This window comes from Telluribacter sp. (genome assembly GCF_035998675.1).
Taxonomy (GTDB): Bacteria; Bacteroidota; Bacteroidia; order Cytophagales; family Spirosomataceae; genus Telluribacter.
The window spans coordinates 525,155-540,988 of the sequence record NZ_DASYHI010000020.1; the positions used below are offsets into that span (position 1 = coordinate 525,155).

Annotated in this window: 16 protein-coding genes; 7 read left to right on the forward strand and 9 right to left on the reverse strand. The window is 50.1% G+C overall.

The window, feature by feature from the left end; translation table 11 throughout:
- Positions 1–46: 46 nt before the first annotated feature.
- The 8 genes from VGN67_RS16335 to VGN67_RS16370 form a co-directional block, all read right to left on the reverse strand.
- Entirely contained in the window at positions 47–715 is a 669-nt protein-coding gene (locus VGN67_RS16335) for a WbqC family protein (RefSeq protein WP_327487921.1), read from the reverse strand.
- A 118-nt stretch (positions 716–833) separates the two neighbouring features.
- Positions 834–1,454 (reverse strand): L-threonylcarbamoyladenylate synthase, encoded by a 621-nt coding sequence (locus tag VGN67_RS16340; RefSeq protein WP_327487922.1) that lies wholly within the window; start codon positions 1,452–1,454, stop codon positions 834–836.
- Positions 1,455–1,462: 8 nt separating this feature from the next.
- The gene (locus VGN67_RS16345) at positions 1,463–2,473 is read right to left on the reverse strand and encodes a glycosyltransferase (RefSeq protein WP_327487923.1); all 1,011 of its coding nucleotides are present in this window, start codon (positions 2,471–2,473) and stop codon (positions 1,463–1,465) included.
- A gap of 316 nt (positions 2,474–2,789) precedes the next feature.
- Positions 2,790–3,713, reverse strand: coding sequence for a YihY/virulence factor BrkB family protein (locus VGN67_RS16350; protein WP_327487924.1), 924 nt, complete (start codon positions 3,711–3,713; stop codon positions 2,790–2,792).
- Between the two features lie 8 nt (positions 3,714–3,721).
- Complete coding sequence (locus VGN67_RS16355; protein WP_327487925.1) at positions 3,722–4,141, reverse strand: thioesterase family protein; 420 nt, start codon at positions 4,139–4,141, stop codon at positions 3,722–3,724.
- Between the two features lie 46 nt (positions 4,142–4,187).
- Complete coding sequence (gene mltG, locus VGN67_RS16360) at positions 4,188–5,222, reverse strand: endolytic transglycosylase MltG (RefSeq protein ID WP_327487926.1); 1,035 nt, start codon at positions 5,220–5,222, stop codon at positions 4,188–4,190.
- A 105-nt stretch (positions 5,223–5,327) separates the two neighbouring features.
- Positions 5,328–6,404, reverse strand: a complete 1,077-nt coding sequence (locus VGN67_RS16365; protein ID WP_327487927.1) for an Ldh family oxidoreductase — start codon at positions 6,402–6,404, stop codon at positions 5,328–5,330.
- Positions 6,405–6,592: 188 nt separating this feature from the next.
- Positions 6,593–6,727 carry a hypothetical protein gene (locus tag VGN67_RS16370; protein WP_327487928.1) on the reverse strand — a complete coding sequence of 45 codons (135 nt, stop codon included), beginning with the start codon at positions 6,725–6,727 and terminating at the stop codon, positions 6,593–6,595.
- A 45-nt stretch (positions 6,728–6,772) separates the two neighbouring features.
- Here VGN67_RS16370 and VGN67_RS16375 point away from each other — a divergent pair, with 45 nt between their 5' ends.
- The 6 genes from VGN67_RS16375 (at position 6,773) to VGN67_RS16400 (ending at position 13,692) form a co-directional block, all read left to right on the forward strand.
- Positions 6,773–7,399, forward strand: a complete 627-nt coding sequence (locus VGN67_RS16375; protein ID WP_327487929.1) for a DUF502 domain-containing protein — start codon at positions 6,773–6,775, stop codon at positions 7,397–7,399.
- A gap of 85 nt (positions 7,400–7,484) precedes the next feature.
- Positions 7,485–8,096 (forward strand): hypothetical protein, encoded by a 612-nt coding sequence (locus tag VGN67_RS16380; protein ID WP_327487930.1) that lies wholly within the window; start codon positions 7,485–7,487, stop codon positions 8,094–8,096.
- 295 nt (positions 8,097–8,391) lie between these two features.
- On the forward strand, positions 8,392–9,636 hold the full coding sequence (locus tag VGN67_RS16385) for a 3-phosphoshikimate 1-carboxyvinyltransferase (RefSeq protein ID WP_327487931.1): 1,245 nt from the start codon (positions 8,392–8,394) through the stop codon (positions 9,634–9,636).
- 81 nt (positions 9,637–9,717) lie between these two features.
- Positions 9,718–11,304, forward strand: coding sequence for an FMN-binding glutamate synthase family protein (locus tag VGN67_RS16390; RefSeq protein WP_327487932.1), 1,587 nt, complete (start codon positions 9,718–9,720; stop codon positions 11,302–11,304).
- A complete protein-coding gene (locus VGN67_RS16395; RefSeq protein WP_327487933.1) occupies positions 11,301–11,999 on the forward strand; it encodes a hypothetical protein in 699 nt (232 codons plus the stop codon). Before VGN67_RS16390 ends, VGN67_RS16395 begins: the two co-directional genes overlap by 4 nt.
- 16 nt (positions 12,000–12,015) lie before the next feature.
- Positions 12,016–13,692 (forward strand): S8 family peptidase, encoded by a 1,677-nt coding sequence (locus tag VGN67_RS16400; RefSeq protein WP_327487934.1) that lies wholly within the window; start codon positions 12,016–12,018, stop codon positions 13,690–13,692.
- Between the two features lie 572 nt (positions 13,693–14,264).
- Here the strand turns inward: VGN67_RS16400 and VGN67_RS16405 are convergent.
- Positions 14,265–14,813, reverse strand: coding sequence for an NUDIX hydrolase (locus tag VGN67_RS16405; protein ID WP_327487935.1), 549 nt, complete (start codon positions 14,811–14,813; stop codon positions 14,265–14,267).
- Between the two features lie 76 nt (positions 14,814–14,889).
- On the opposite strand from VGN67_RS16405, the gene VGN67_RS16410 reads away from it, so the two are divergent.
- Positions 14,890–15,822, forward strand: a complete 933-nt coding sequence (locus tag VGN67_RS16410) for a DUF2911 domain-containing protein (RefSeq protein WP_327487936.1) — start codon at positions 14,890–14,892, stop codon at positions 15,820–15,822.
- The last annotated feature ends 12 nt before the right edge of the window (positions 15,823–15,834 follow it).

Genomic DNA, 15,834 nt, shown 5'->3' on the forward strand with positions numbered 1-15,834 from the left:
TATCTTTCTATAAGATTGTAACGAATATTTTTCTGGCTTTGTTCAATCAGACTTCAATTGCTGGCTGAATTGATTCGGCTAAAATTTGTCGGGCTTCGGGCCCCTGATTGAACAGTAAATCAAGTATGCTTAAGTTAGGTACAAAATCGTTGCCAAAGGTTTGGTAGTATGGCCTATTTTTGTAAAAAACAGTACCATTTGCCTCTTTTTTATCACTAATCAACGATCTGGCGTCAAAAATATAATTAGAAACGCTTTTTTCGTATGACAGATTGTACCCTACTTCTTTCCGGATGCCGATAAGTCGCAGACACAATGTCAGTAGTTCGTAGTTCAACTCTATAAGTAACTCCGGTTTGCGCTGATAGATATCTTCCAGGTAGGGCGCGTAATATTCAAAATAGGGTGATTTACCGTACGCTGATTGAAAACACCCCCAGTGGTTCCGGATCCAATCCTGATTGTAATCAATCCTAACCTCCCGGATTGCCCCCTTCTTACTCCCGGCCTGAACGGGTACCGTCAGTACTTCAACTTTGTTCGCTGTCAGTACATAACAACGGTTCCGGTAGGTTTGCTTCGGGTAGCTTTCCCAGGCTTCCAGCCATACTTTTTCGTGTTGTAAAAGACAGGTGAAGTAGGCAAGGCAGGGCAGGTAGTGCAGTTCTATCAGGACTTCCGTCGGGTCGGTTTGCTGCTTTGGTACTTCTGCCATTACCAAATATGGTAAAGGTGGGGGAATTTATCAAAAAAATGATAGAAAATATTTTAGAAAAGGCAAGAGGTAAAAATATTGCCCCAATAAGTTACAATTTCCGGGTTGTACTTTATGGCTACAATTCGATTTGCCCCAGGCCTTCCCGCACTATCTCAAAGTTATCCGAAGTGGCATCAATGATCGTAGAAGGGACGTTTCCCCCGTATCCGCCATCAATGACTATATCGACCAAGGCCTGGAATTTTTCGTAGATTAATTCCGGATCGGTAGAGTATTCAATGACCTCGTCTTCGTCCCGAATGGATGTAGTAATAATGGGGTTACCGAGTTCACGGACGATCTGACGGGGTATGTTGTTGTCCGGAACCCGGATGCCGACGGTTTTCTTGTTGGTATTTAAAAGGCGGGGTACCCGGTTGCTGGCTTCCAGAATAAACGTAAACGGGCCGGGTAAGGCTTTTTTCATCAGCTTAAAACCAGCGTTACTCACCCGGGCGTAGTCAGCTATGTGACTTAAATCGTAGCAGATAAACGAAAAGTCATTTTTCTCGGGCTTAATGCCTTTGATCCGTGAAACTTTCTCAACAGCCTTTGTATTGTGGATATCACACCCCAGACCATAGATAGTATCGGTTGGGTAAATCACCAGGCCACCTCCGCGGAGGCATTCTGCTACTTGACGAATCTTTTTTTCTTCAGGATTTTCCGGATATAGTCGAATTAGTTCGGCTGCCATAGGTTATATCAGGTTTCTGATATAACAAAGCTAGGGACTATTTGCTTTGAACGAAATTCAGATTTTTGAAAATAAGTCAGGTAAAGTCGGTAGAGTCCGGTCACCGGGAGGCGCAACCGGCACAAAATTACGATGGCCTCGGTCAGCAAATCGGGGTCTTCAATGTAATTAAGTAGCTTACGGTAACGCATGGCCAGTTCGAACTCCTGCGCGTAAAAACACTTCCGGATGAAGGTCCGGATCCGCCGGGCCAGTATATCAAACTCTTCCTGGGTCCGGTTCAGGTCGTAAGCTTTGTTACAAACGGCATAGGTTGACTCCAGTATACCGCTGTCCTTTTTATACACATAGGTCGAAAGCGAATCGGCTACGACCCGTTTCAGGGTAAGTACTTCATCCTGGTAGAAGTACTTGTACTTGACTGAGGAGCGCACCCAGAAATCAAAATCTTCGTAGCTGAGCGTTTCGTCGTACCCGCCCAGTTCTTCCAGCACACTCCGGCGCATCATCATGGTGGGGGTACATATAAAGTACTTCTTTAGAATCTCTTTGTATACATCGCCGGAAGGCACTGGTACTTCGGTTTTTTCTTCTTCGTCAACCTGGTAGTGGTAGTGCAGCAGGCGGTCGTTGGCATCGGTGTAGCGGGCATTGGAAAAAATCACCCCGTACTCGTACGATAGCATTTCAAAGGCCTCTACCTGCCGCTTGATCCGGTTGGGCAGCATGAGATCATCGGCAGAAAAATCAACGATATATTTTCCGGTGGCAAGTTTAAGTCCCTGGTTGAAGGCCACGCACAGGCCTTTGTTTGTATCGTTCCGGATGAATTTAACGGAAGGGTAAATATTCAGCAAATCTTCAATGGCGGAAACCGAGCCGTCAGTACTGGCATTGTCAATAACTATAAGTTCAATATTGGGGTAGGTTTGGTTTAATACTGACCTTAAGGCAGCCACTACGTAGGGCTGGTGATTATAAACAGTACAAATAACAGATACGGGGGTATATCTTGCCATATTTTTACGGATTTAAGTGTGTTGATTTCCAGAGCATACAACAAATTTTGTACTATTTACAAGTATTGTTTTAAAAAACATAAAAAATTGAGTGTACGGTAAAGCCCCTCCTGCCTCCTGTGCCCTTATTAAGAACTTTTGCACCTCTAATCCGCTGAAATACAAAGCACTAACTAAGTACATTGTAGGTACAACTATTTTTTGGCACAGTAATGGCTACAGAGGCTACAAATTGATGTGGTACGGAATCCCCGAACATCTGTTTTTATGGGTTAGGGTAATACATAAAATGCCAGGCCAAAGGTGGGTCTGGCATTTATTGTTTGGCCGTGGCCCGGTTACGACGAGCCAGAATTATGCTGGCGTTTATCTCAAACCCAAAAATGAGGAGTAACGCAATAAGATAGATCCAGATCATGAGGGCGATCATGGTACCGATTGATCCGTAAAGCTTATTGTAAGAACCGAAATTGGACAAATAAAAAGAGAAGGCCCAGGTTGCCAGTACTATCAGCGCGGAGGCCACCACTGAGCCAATGTTAAAGAAGGACATCCGGACGGAGCGGTTGGGGGCAAAACGGTAAATAAGGGAAACCGCCAGTGTAAGCGTGGCAAACGTAATCAGGTACCTGGTAATGTTGACCAGCGCAATGATACCCGCATCACGGAAAATATTCCAATCGGCTACTACGGCCATAACCCGGTCACCAACGACTAGCAGTACCACCGCCAGAAACAGTACTATAGCCAGTAATATGGTTAGCATGACCGCAATGCCCCGGGTTTTAAGGAAGCTCCGGTTTTCCACGTCGCGGTATACCATATTAAAGGCCCTCATCAACGACACCATTCCGTTAGTGGCCGTGACAACCGTTAGCAGGAAACCGACCGAAAGAACTCCCTTGCGCGGGCGGCTTACAATGTCCTGTATTGTTTGGTTGGCTTCGGCGTAAATACCCACGGGCATAACCTCCCGCATAAAAGACATGATCTGAACATCCAGGTCTTCAATGGGTATGTAGGGAATTAGGGTAAACAAAAATATTATCGCCGGAAAAGAGGCCAGCGTCAGGCTGAAAGCCACCGCAGTTGCCCTTTGATCAATGTCATGGACGAGGATTTTTTCCGTAAGATTTACCAGAATATCGTACAAAGAGACCGTCCCCCGGAACAACATTGTACCCCGCAACCATTGTCCTACTCGCATGAAATAGCGATTCTCCAATAGTTTCTGCAGCATTTTGTGCGTTAGTTTTTATCCTGATAAAAAGGCAGTAGTTTATCAATCAGGGCCGGAGGTGCGGTACACAGGCGACCCGTATCCCGACGCTGGAAAACCAGAGTTGTTTCTCCGACATTCAGCAATATACCATCCTGATTCCATAATTCATAGTCAAAAACTACCCGCGCCGTGGGAAGTTTACGGATGGACACTTTTATGGTCAGCAGGTCGTCGTAGCGGCCTGGCTGCAAATAGCGGGAGCGATTCTCATAAACCGGCATCATAACTCCCGAATCTTCCATGGCTTTGTAGTGAAAATCCAGACTACGCAGCGCCTCTACCCGCCCAATTTCGTAATAGCGCGCGTAGTTGCCGTAGTACACGTAGCCCATCTGATCCGTGTCGGCGTAGCGCACCCGGATTCCGGTCACTTCGTAAGTAAACATGAAGGAGTAGTTAAAACAAGTGGCCCCGATTGGGGCCACTTGCAGGTTATTGTTTAATATTCCGTTGGTTAAGCGCCTGCTGGTATTGGCGGGCATTTTTCAGGTGCTCCTGGTAGTTTTCAGCAAAGGCGTGGTAGCCGGAGAAATCGTCTTTTGCACAAAAATAGACGTAATCATGGTCCTCGTGGTTAAGCACGGCATCAATGGAAGACGGAGCCGGCAAATTGATTGGTCCGGGGGGTAAGCCGGTGTTCCGGTAGGTATTGTAGGGAGACTTAATTTCGGTATGGTAGTTGAGCACCCGCCGGATACCGAAATCCCGCCAGGCAAACACAATGGTAGGATCGGCCTGTAAAGGCATACCGTTTTCCAGTCGGTTGAGGTACACCCCCGCTACCCGTGGCTTTTCGTCTTCTTTTTTGGTTTCAGCTTCTACAATAGAAGCCAGCACCGAAACCTGTGCCGGAGAAAAATTCATGGCCTTCGCCTTGGCTTTACGTTCATCGTTCCAGAACTTCCCGTATTCGCTATGCATCCGGTCCAGGAATTTTTCCGTTGAAACATTCCAGTAAATCTCGTAGGTATTGGGCAGGAACATCGCCATAACCGTTGTTGAGTCAAAACCGTATTTCTGGCTTACCTCCGGATTATTCAGCGCCTCCCGCAGTTTCTCCTCACCAAACGCGAACCGGGGGCCAATGCGGGCAATCAGGTCATCCTTAAGGCGAATATTATTAAAGGTAAGACGTATGGGGTCCTGGTCGCCCGCTTTTAGTTTTTTAATAGCGGCGTAATTGGTAGTCTTGTACTTGATAACATAGCGGCCCGGCTTAACATTTTCGGGGTAGTCGAGGAGTTTGGCCACAAACCGAAATGATACCTGATCGTTTACTACCTCATGTTTTCTCAACGAGTCAAGTACCGTTTCGTAGGTGGCATTTTCGGGGATCAGGAGCGCAAAGCTTCCTTCCTTATTTACCCGGAGGTTAGGCGTTTTGAATATTTGCCAGAAATAAAACGTGAATGAGGTTACCATTATCGCTAACCCAATAAAAATTCCAATTTTAATGTTGCGTGACATAGTTGTTTGTTAACTGTCTTTACTTCGAAAGTGAGAACGAAGCCAGGTCGTTCATTTCCCCACGGTGGTACTGTAACTGCATTAACGAAAAAAAAGGCAAACCCGCTATTTCATCTCAAAATCCAGTCCAAAGCGCTGGGCCAGTTCACTCAGTGACTGTACAACGGGCGGGAGCAGGCTTACTCCTTCCCGACGGCGAATAGCTTCGGTTTCGCGCTCGGGATCGCCCGGGATAAGTACCTGCTTGCCCTCCACGGCGCGGGCCTTACGGAATGCCCTGATCCAGTTATCCATGTGGTTCCGGAACTCTTCGGCCGGACGAAATCCATCAACACGCATAGCACCCAAAAAGTGTCCTGTCCCCAGTCCCACTCCTTCCTGGGCCGTCATGAAGCCAGCCGTGGCAAAAGGAGGTACCCAGGGACCGTAATTGGCTCCTGAAAGTACCCCGGAGAAAATATCTACTATAGCCCCCAAACCATAGCCCTTGTGGCTGCCGTGCTCCCGGTCGGAGCCAAGGGGCAGCAACCCTCCCCCACTTTTCACCGCGTTGGAGTCGGTGGTTGGCTCGCCGCTGGCGTCCTGCGCCCAGCCCAGCGGAGCGGGTAAGCCTTTCCTCTGCAGGATTTCAAACTTTCCGTAGGCCACCGCCGTAGAGGCAAAGTCGGCCACAAAGGGTGGTTCCTCGTTGGCAGGCACCGCTACGGCAACCGGATTGGTACCCAGCATTTTGTCCAGGGAGAAAGTAGGTACTACCAGGGGCGCGGCGTTGGTCATGGTCCAGCCAATCATTCCTTTTTCCAGCGCCATCATAGCGTGGTACCCGGCTATGCCGAAGTGGTTGGAGTTACGAACCGATACCCAGCCTGAGCCTACTTTATCGGCTTTTTCCATGGCAATCTGCATGGCGTGGGGAGCTACCACCAGGCCCAGTCCCCGGTCCCCGTCCACTACGGCGGTACTGGGGGTTTCGTGTACTACTTTTATATCCGGCGTTGGGTTTAAGCGGCCTATGTCGTAAAGCCGGACGTAGCCAGCCAGCCGGGCTATACCGTGCGAATCAATCCCGCGCAGGTCAGCGCTGAGCAGTACTTCGGCGGCCAGGGCCGCCTCCTGATCCGGACATCCTAATTTCCTGAAAACCTCCTCGGTAAAATGCTGTAAATAATCAGCCTGGTACATAGTATTTATCCGGATTGAAAAATAAAAAAACTACTTCTGAATGATGTATTAAATGCTAACCTTTGTAGCAGTAACGGCGCAAATATCCGAATAGCCGCACACGATACAAAACCCAGCCTAAAATAAGGCCCTGGGTTCTGTTTTCCGTTCAATAATGGGGTAAGGCGGCTGGCAGGCAAAACAATTTATCAAACGGTACCTAATTCGTTGATTTTCCGGGAACCCAGACCCAAAAAAGCAGGTTGAACAAGTACCCCCTGCTGTTCCTGACGAAGCGTTGCACTGAATGAGCGGACAAGGGTAAAATTCTGGGTATTGTACATAACCTGACTATCTGAAATAACTAATTTACCAATCCTCCCCGATCCATGGAGATCAATAATGCTTTTCTGAAACGAATCCTAAACTACTTTGTACGGGGGCTGGTACTCGTCGCGCCTACCTACTTTACTATTCTTATTATCTGGTCAGGAGTGGAATTTCTGGATAGTATCCTCCCTATTTACATTCCCATTTCTGAAACACAATCGGTTTACCTGCCGGGTTTGGGGGTACTTATTATCCTGTCGGGAATTATTCTGCTGGGCTTCTTTTTCTCGACAGTAGTACCGCAGTCGTTTTTCAAATTTACCGAGGGCATTCTGCGCAAAATTCCCCTTGTGAGTATTATCTACTACTCCATCAAGGATCTCATTACGGCCTTTGTGGGCGACAAGAAAAAGTTTAACCAGCCGGTTTTGGTAACCATCAACCGCGAGTCTGACATTAAAAAACTGGGTTTTATCACCCAGACTGACCTGAGCCACCTGTACATCAAGGACTATATTGCAGTGTACCTGCCGCATTCCTACGCCTTCTCGGGGGAATTGTTTATTGTACCCGTGGGCAATGTCTCCCTGCTCAATGCGACCAGTGCTGACATTATGAAAATGATTGTGTCGGGGGGGGTGTCGGTTAAAGCTACGGTTGCCGAAGAAAGAGCAGAGGTAAGCTGATTTAAGTGAAAATCTGCAACAAAGGCACCAAAGTCCCCGTTGTATTTTTGGAGTGTTGACTTAAACCCTGTACCCGGGAACAAGCATGAAATTCGTAAACGTCATATTGTTTATTCTCGTAGCAGCTTTGCCCCTGGCCGCCCAGGATAACTATGATCCCGCCCGGGCCTTGAGTAGTGAAGAATTACTGCTGAAAAAAAATCCCTCGAACCGGGCCATTACCAAACCCGGGCAACGCTACCTGGTACTTGACGCCTCGCCCCGAATCGGGGCGTTCCGGCGCTACCGCTATTTCCCCGGCGACGACATCCGGTTTAAGCTTAAAGGCGAATTTAAACGCCGCCGTGAAAACATTCACAGTATTACCGATAGTACCTTTAGTATAGTCATCATTGATGAAACAGCCCGACGGATGTACTACCAGCCTATTTCATTGGGTCAGGTGAAGCAGATCAAACAATTCCAGCGCATACCCTGGGTGACCGAAGGCGCTTTTCTGTTTCCGATTGCCGGTTTGGTTTACGCGGCGGCCGACTTTTTCAACCCGGGCATTGACAACCAGCGCTTCACCACCGACACCCGGGCACTGGCCGTGGGCGGCGGACTGATTGTCACGGGTATTTTATGTTATAAAATAAGTTTTCCTTCCTACCGGATTAACAACCGGAACCGTCTCAAGGTACTCCAGACCTATTAATAAGTAGGTTTTCTTATTACTCGGCATTTTAACTCCCTACTTAACTTTTACCGTAATAAGCCCGGCGGCTGGTCAGCCGCCGCCACGAGGAATACTATTCTTCCTACTCCCGGGCAGTTTTCCTGCGTGCCGGGGAACTGCCTTTTTTGCTAAATAGCGCCTTATTTGGGCATTCTACTGGTACATCTTTGTGCCTTCCCTTCCAAAAAATATGTACCTTGCAACCGATTTTCCGGCTCTTTAAAAAAGCACAGGCCGGTCGCCCTTTCAGTTACAGAACTTAGTTTTAGATCAAGTGAAATCCATCCTGGTACATACCCCCCAGCAACCCATCCGGGCCGTTATTCGCCTGGCCTCTTCCAAGAGTGAAAGTAACCGTGCGCTAATCATCAACGCGCTTACGGGTTTTAGGAGTGAGCTAACCAATGTGTCGGAAGCCCGCGATACCCAGACCATGCTTCGCCTGCTGAACTCCACCGACCCGACCGCTGACGTACTGGATGCCGGCACTACTATGCGATTCCTGACGGCCTACTACGCTATTACTGGCCAGCAGAAGACTATGACCGGTACGCCCCGTATGTGCGAGCGCCCCATCGGACTACTGGCAGATGCCCTGCGTACTCTGGGAGCTGATATTACTTATATTAAGAACGAAGGCTTCCCACCGCTGCAACTGAATGGCTTTACCTACTCCGGCCAGTCGGAAGTAACCATCCGGGGCGATGTGAGCAGCCAGTATATATCGGCCCTGCTCATGGTAGCGCCTACCCTGCCCGAAGGCCTGACGCTCCGCCTCACCGGAGAAATAGGCTCCCGCCCGTACATAGAAATGACCCTGCAGCAGATGGCTCAGTTTGGCATATCGTACGAAGCTAACTGGGATGAAAAGGTGATACAAGTACCTGCTCAACCCTATAAACCTACTTCCTACGCCATTGAGTCGGACTGGTCGGGTGCCAGCTACTGGTACAGTATCGTCGCTCTGGCTGCTGATGCCAAAGTGGAGCTACTGGGACTGAAAGAAAATTCCCTACAGGGTGACAGCGCCATCGTTCAAATCATGGAGCAACTGGGCGTAAAAAGTACCTTCACCGGACGCGGCGTACTATTACAAAAGATCGAAGCCGCCCCTTCCCTGACCTGGGACTTTACCGATTGCCCCGACCTGGCCCAGACCGTGGCCGTTTGTGCCGCCGTAAAAAACATTCCTCTTTCCCTGACGGGGGTCGAAAGTCTTAAGATCAAGGAAACCGACCGAATCTTTGCCCTGCAGCAGGAGCTCTTAAAGTTGGGCGCTGAATTGACCGAAGTAGAAACAAACCACCGGTACGAGGTAAAGCGCAGGCAGGAAACGCCTCCCAGCCAAACCCCTTCTATCCATACCTACGACGACCACCGGATGGCCATGGCCTTTGCTCCGGCGGGTATGGTAACTCCTGTTATTATAGAGGAGCCGGGTGTAGTTGTAAAATCGTACCCTGGTTACTGGCAGGACCTGGCTACCATCACCAAACTGGAAGAATTACAACCTTCGTGAGAAGTTTGGGGTTGTTGTAGCAATAACAGGAGAGTTTTCCTGTCCGGATATTTCTCCTTTCAATAACCTTAATCTTCCCGTATGAACCAGTACGTTGAATATATCTATGGCTTACCCTGGTGGACCTACTTTCTGGTCCCCCTGGTGATGCTTGCTATCTGGGATATAACCCAGAAGAAACACACTATTCTGCATAATTTCCCGGTTATCGGACACCTGCGGTACCTGATTGAAACCATTGGTCCGGAGCTACGCCAGTACATCGTGGCGAATAACCGGGAAGAACTACCCTTTAACCGCCGGCACCGCTCCTGGGTGTATGCTTCGTCCAAAAACGAAAATAACTACCAGGGCTTCGGTACCGACCAGGACATCATGAGTGCGGGCTACGTATTCATTAAGCCCGCTTTGATTCCTTCTCCCCGCTCACAGAGGCGCCCCCGCGGCATTGACCCCGCTTTGCCTTTTGAATACGCTATTCCGGCGGCTAAGGTAATTGGTTTGTCCCATCACCGGCGGCGGCCTTACCGTCCCCACTCTGTGGTGAATGTCAGCGCCATGAGCTACGGCTCGCTCTCAGCCAATGCCATTGAAGCATTTAATAAGGGTTCGCTCAAATTTGGCAACTACCACAATACGGGCGAAGGCGGACTCTCGCCTTACCATAAGTTCGGGGCCGACGTGGTTTTCAACATGGGCACTGCCTATTTTGGAGTGCGGGACGACGATGGTAACTTCGTCATGGAAAAGCTCGTCCGGATGACCCAGGCCAACCCGTTTGTCCGGATGATAGAACTAAAACTGTCGCAGGGTGCCAAACCCGGCCGGGGTGGATTGCTGCCCGCCAGCAAGATTACGCGCGAAATTGCCGAAATCCGGCACGTAGCCATGGGCAAAGACATCATTTCTCCCCCTTTTCACAACACTTTTTCGGATGTGCGGGGTATGGTTGATTTTATTGAACTGATAGCCGAAGCCACGGGCCTGCCCGTGGGAATAAAGGCGGCCGTTGGTAAGCTGGAAATGTGGGAAGAACTGGCCGACATTATGGTGCTGACCGGCAAAGGTCCCGATTATATTTCAATTGACGGGGGCGAAGGTGGCACCGGCGCAGCTCCCCCCTCTTTTGCTGACCACGTAGCACTTCCGCTGGTGTACGGGTTTAGTAGCGTGTACAAGATTTTTCAGAAACGTAACCTTACCCACCGGATTACCTTCATCGCGGCCGGTAAGCTGGGGCTACCCGCGCAGGCTATCATGGCCTTTGCCATGGGTGCTGACCTGGTCAACATAGCCCGTTCGGCGATGCTGTCCATTGGTTGTATTCAGGCGCAGGCCTGCCACACCAACCGCTGTCCAACCGGTATCGCCACCAACAATGCCTGGCTGCAGTCGGGGCTGGACCCTAGCCTGAAAAGCGAGCGTTTTTTCAATTACATGAGGACCTTGTCGAAGGAAATTATGGAGATTTCCCACGCGGCGGGTTATGAGCATCCGTGCGAATTTGGCATGGACGATGTTGACGTGGCCATGGGTGATAACAACCACACGCAGTCGCTCCGCCTGACCTACGGCTACGCCAAAGACAAAGTACCGCACGAAGGCATTGCAGAAATGCTGGAATGTACGCATATTGGCGGTGTAAACAAGGAATTGCAAAAGGAGTGAGCTATTCGTTCAGCAGAAGACCGTTTATTTTTCAGCTATTCCTGCTGGGTTGGCTGCTTTCCTGCCAGTCAAAAACGCAGCCTGTTCCCGCCATTGGGTATGAGTACTTCCCCCTGGAGGTGGGGCAGTATGTTCAATACCATGTTGAAGAAACCCGCTACGCCCTGGCCCAGCCCCCTACTTCACGTACCTTCCAGCGCCGGGAAACCATCACCGACACCTATACCGACGCCAGCGGGCAAACCGTTTATACCATAGAGCGGGCTGTGTTACAAACCAATGGCCAATGGAAGGTTGATTCTTCCCTGACCGCCTGGCGTACCCCCGACCGCGCCCTGCGCATGGAAAACGGTGTGACAGAGGTTAAATTAAGTTTTCCGCTGAGTGAGCGGCAGCGCTGGAACGGAAACCTGTACAATCAGCAGGAGGAGCGACTATTTGAAGCAACCCGCGTAGCTAAACCCATTACACTGGGCCAGCAGAATTTTGATAGTACCGTGACTGTAGTCCAGCAGAATGATTCCTCACTCATTGCTCTGCGGCGGCTACGGGAAGTGTACGCGAAGGGTGTCGGGCTGGTGCAGCGGGAACGTACCTATCTTTACTATTGCAGTACTTCTGGTTGTGCCGGTCAGGGTAAAATAGATTATGGAATAAAACAGCTAAGTACCGTCAGCTCGTACGGAAAACGTTAAACAGTAACTACAATTCATGAAACTATACTTTACCGGACTACTGCTGGTACTAGGCACGTTCCTAAGCGACAATATACTGGCCCAGAATGCCCCCCGCTACCTGGTGCTTTTTAAGGATAAAACCGGTTCTCCGTTCTCCATCCAGAATCCCGAGGCGTATCTGTCCGGAAGGGCCATTGCGCGGCGGCAGCGGCAGAATATCGCCATCACGACCCAGGATTTACCCGTAAATCCTGCTTATGTTACCGCTTTGCGCCAAAGCGGAGCCCGGGTTTTTTATACCAGCCGCTGGTTTAACGGGGCCGTGGTGGAAGCTACGGATACCCAACTGGCCGCCATCCGGAACTTACCGTTTTTCCGGGGCCTGGAACGCAACCTGCCTCTGGCCAATATCAACAGTACTACCACGCCCGGGATAGCCCGCCTGGCTGAAACCGAACAAAAGCTGGGAACCACCGAAATTATTGATTACGGCCGCATGACTGACCAACTGGCCCTGCTGGGGGTACCTGCTCTCCATGAAAAGGGTCTACTGGGTCAAGGTGTACTTATTGCTGTTTTTGATTCTGGTTTTTCAAGGGCCAATCAACTTACCTATTTAAAACCACTTTTTGATACCAAACGGGTCTTGGACACCCAGGATTTCGTGGCCCGCGACGGCGATGTGTATCAGGACGACAACCACGGTCTCAATGTACTTTCAACCATTGCCGCCTACCAGCCCGGCGCCCTCGTCGGAGCCGCTTTCGGGGCTTCATTTGCGCTTTACCGCACTGAAAATGACCTTAGTGAGTCGCCCTACGAAGAAGTTACCTGGCTACTGGCCGCCGAACGGGCCGATAGCCTGGGGGCCGATATCATCAATAGTTCGCTGGGGTACTCTACCTTCCTGCGGGAATTTAATACCCCCGCCTACAACTACACCTATGCCAGCATGAACGGCAACACGACCATAGTTTCCCGGGCTGCCCGCTTTGCCGCGCGCAAGGGTATATTGGTGGTTAATGCCGCCGGAAACGACGGGGACGACTCCTGGCGCTACATCTCGGCTCCGGCCGACGTGGATTCGGTACTGGTGGTGGGGGCTACCTACCTCAACCGCGCCTACGCGCCCTTCAGCTCGGTGGGCCCTACTGCCAACGGAATCATGAAGCCCGACGTGGCAGCCCTGGGTGTGGGGGCTGTTATTGGTACTGATGCGGGCCAGGGGGGCGGAGCATCGGGTAATGGTACCTCTTTCGCGACTCCCCAGATAGCCGGACTGGCGGCATTACTCCTACAGGAATTTCCTTTCCTGTCGGCCCAGCAACTAAGTGAGGTACTTAAAAGGTCAGGGCATCAGGCCAGCCGACCCGATAACTTCCTGGGGTTCGGGGTACCTTCGGCTCAAAGGGCTGAGGATATTGTAATGCAGGAATTCGCCCCACTGGGTACCGAACCCGGCGCTTTAAGTACCGTTACGCTGTTTCCCAACCCCGTTACGGAAGAAATTTATTTGAATTCGGACGTTTTGCCGGCGGCTCCCTCAGGTACCTACCAGGTACTGAATGTGGCGGGTACTATTCTGCTTGAAATCAAAGAAACTACCCGCCCCGTGGCGTCCATTCCGGTAAAGCAGCTACCGTCAGGCCTGTACTTTCTACGAATTACGACCCCAGGTCAGGTTCGGACGTTTAAGTTTGTGAAGCAGTAAACGTGTTTAAAGTACACTAAAATAGTTACTGGAGGGCTTGTCCATGATTTCCGCTCCGTAAAACCGAGTGGGTGCTTATAGCGGGTTTCTGCAACCTCTAAGAAGTTAAACTCTTTTAAATTTAAGAACACGGTTGGAAGTATTATTCCTGACTGAAAATTCCCTTGTCTTCTTTTCAATTACAGAATAACTATTCCTCCCGGGCCGATAAAGTTGTAGTACCTCCCCTTTGCTCTGGTATGTCCAGGTCATCTCCTGCCACTTATGCCCAACGACTGGCGCATTGACTTCCGCCTCAAAAGTACCATCGCTGTACAATGTAATCATTGAAGTAGAGAAACGGCCATCTTGTACGTATAAGGGTGTACTTAGTAGCCATGTACCAACAAAATAGGCTGATCCTCGGGGCTCTATCTTTTCATAATGCTTCGAACAGGAAGAAAACGAGATAACTGTTAAAATAAGGAAGTAGAGAATGCTTTTCATAGTCAGTTTTTATTCAACAAATCTATATTTAATATGTATACTGCCATCGCTCAAGTAAATGTACCATCAAAACATACCCTTTCATCTTAGGGAGCAGCAATCTGCTGCAACTTCCGCACCATCCGCAGAATAGATTCAGAATTATTGTATTCAGCTACTTTATCCAACGATATCCACCGTACCTCCTTTGACTCCGCATTGCGTTCAATGGGCTGGTTAGGGTCGGCTTCCAGCAGGAACCGGATGTCGTAGTGGTAGTGAGCGGCTTCTTTGGAATTGGCCGGAATCAGGTGGACATCTACGTCAAAAATCTGGTCGCTGACGGGTGTTATCTGCCGGAGTCCGGTTTCTTCGGTGGCTTCTTTCATGGCTACTTCAAGTACCTGCGGGTCTCCATCGCAGTGGCCTCCCGGCTGAAACCACCTGTCGAGTTTCCGGTGGTGCATCAAGAGTACCTGTGCCCGGTCGGGCGACACCACCCAGGCCGAACCCGTCACGTGGCCAATGGCCAGCGTTCTCTCAAAGCAGTCAGGCTGAGTCCTGATAAACCTTTTTGTACTAAGGCACATTTCCCTTTCGTTTTCATCCAGTGGCGTATACTCCTCTAATCGTGACAGTAACCAATCTCTTTGCATGCGGGTAGTTATTGTTGGATTTTCCTCCTAATTTCGCCCCTAATAAAGGTCTATTTAAATAGTAAATCGCAAACTCATGAAAAAGTATTTTTTATCAATTGCCTTTGCCCTGGCTGTAGCGGGTACCTCCCTCGCCCAGCGTACTCCCCAGGCCAGTACCTCAGCCGGTGTCATGCAGACGGTGGGCGTTACTGATTTTACTGTAACCTACTCCCGGCCCAGCGCCAAGGGCCGTACTATATTTGGTGACAGTACTACCAAAGCCATAGTACCCAACGGTCAGTTGTGGCGCACAGGTGCCAATATGGCTACTACTCTCGAAGCCTCCACCGAATTTATGTTTGGTGGTACGCGGGTACCGGCCGGTAAGTACGCCCTCTTTACAATGCCTGGCAGCGGTGAGTGGACGGTAATCCTGAACAAAAATTGGAACCAGGGAGGTACTGCCGCCTACAAGCAGGCCGAAGACGTAGCCCGCCTAAAAACCTACCCTACTTCGTCTTCATTTAACGAAACCTTCCTGATTACCTTCACGAATGTTACCGATAGCTCGGCGAAGCTGAACCTGTCGTGGGGGTCGTTGACCGTACCGGTCCAGCTGGAACTGGCCACTACCCAAATGACCATGGCCGGACTGGACAAAGCCGTAGCCGAAAAACCGGAAGACCCTAACACGCTGATGAACGCCGCCAACTACATGATGGCCATCGGCAAAGACCTGGACAAAGCCCTGGCTCTGACCGACAAGGCCATTGGTCTTCAGCAGAACTTTCGGAATGTGTGGCTGAAAGCCCAAATCCTGAATAAAATGGGTAAAACCGCCGAAGCGCTCCCGCTGGCCCAAAAGGCGTTGGCCATGGGTAAAACTTCCAACGAAGGTGCCTTCTCTTTTATGGGTCCCCAGATTGAAAGCGGAATAAAAGCAATGCAGGCTAAGGTACCAGCCGCTGCCGCAACTGCCGCCAGCGCCGCAGGTACCGCCACTGCCAAAGGCAAGAAGAAAAAATAAGGGTCATAGTAC

Bases quoted from the DNA above. Each gene is read 5' to 3' on its own strand.
- VGN67_RS16335 (WP_327487921.1), bottom strand. From the start codon at position 715: ATGGCAGAAGTACCAAAGCAGCAAACCGACCCGACGGAAGTCCTGATA.
- VGN67_RS16340 (WP_327487922.1), bottom strand. From the start codon at position 1,454: ATGGCAGCCGAACTAATTCGACTATATCCGGAAAATCCTGAAGAAAAA.
- VGN67_RS16345 (WP_327487923.1), bottom strand. From the start codon at position 2,473: ATGGCAAGATATACCCCCGTATCTGTTATTTGTACTGTTTATAATCAC.
- VGN67_RS16350 (WP_327487924.1), bottom strand. From the start codon at position 3,713: ATGCTGCAGAAACTATTGGAGAATCGCTATTTCATGCGAGTAGGACAA.
- VGN67_RS16355 (WP_327487925.1), bottom strand. From the start codon at position 4,141: ATGTTTACTTACGAAGTGACCGGAATCCGGGTGCGCTACGCCGACACG.
- mltG (WP_327487926.1), bottom strand. From the start codon at position 5,222: ATGTCACGCAACATTAAAATTGGAATTTTTATTGGGTTAGCGATAATG.
- VGN67_RS16365 (WP_327487927.1), bottom strand. From the start codon at position 6,404: ATGTACCAGGCTGATTATTTACAGCATTTTACCGAGGAGGTTTTCAGG.
- VGN67_RS16370 (WP_327487928.1), bottom strand. From the start codon at position 6,727: ATGTACAATACCCAGAATTTTACCCTTGTCCGCTCATTCAGTGCAACG.
- VGN67_RS16375 (WP_327487929.1), top strand. From the start codon at position 6,773: ATGGAGATCAATAATGCTTTTCTGAAACGAATCCTAAACTACTTTGTA.
- VGN67_RS16380 (WP_327487930.1), top strand. From the start codon at position 7,485: ATGAAATTCGTAAACGTCATATTGTTTATTCTCGTAGCAGCTTTGCCC.
- VGN67_RS16390 (WP_327487932.1), top strand. From the start codon at position 9,718: ATGAACCAGTACGTTGAATATATCTATGGCTTACCCTGGTGGACCTAC.
- VGN67_RS16400 (WP_327487934.1), top strand. From the start codon at position 12,016: ATGAAACTATACTTTACCGGACTACTGCTGGTACTAGGCACGTTCCTA.
- VGN67_RS16405 (WP_327487935.1), bottom strand. From the start codon at position 14,813: ATGCAAAGAGATTGGTTACTGTCACGATTAGAGGAGTATACGCCACTG.
- VGN67_RS16410 (WP_327487936.1), top strand. From the start codon at position 14,890: ATGAAAAAGTATTTTTTATCAATTGCCTTTGCCCTGGCTGTAGCGGGT.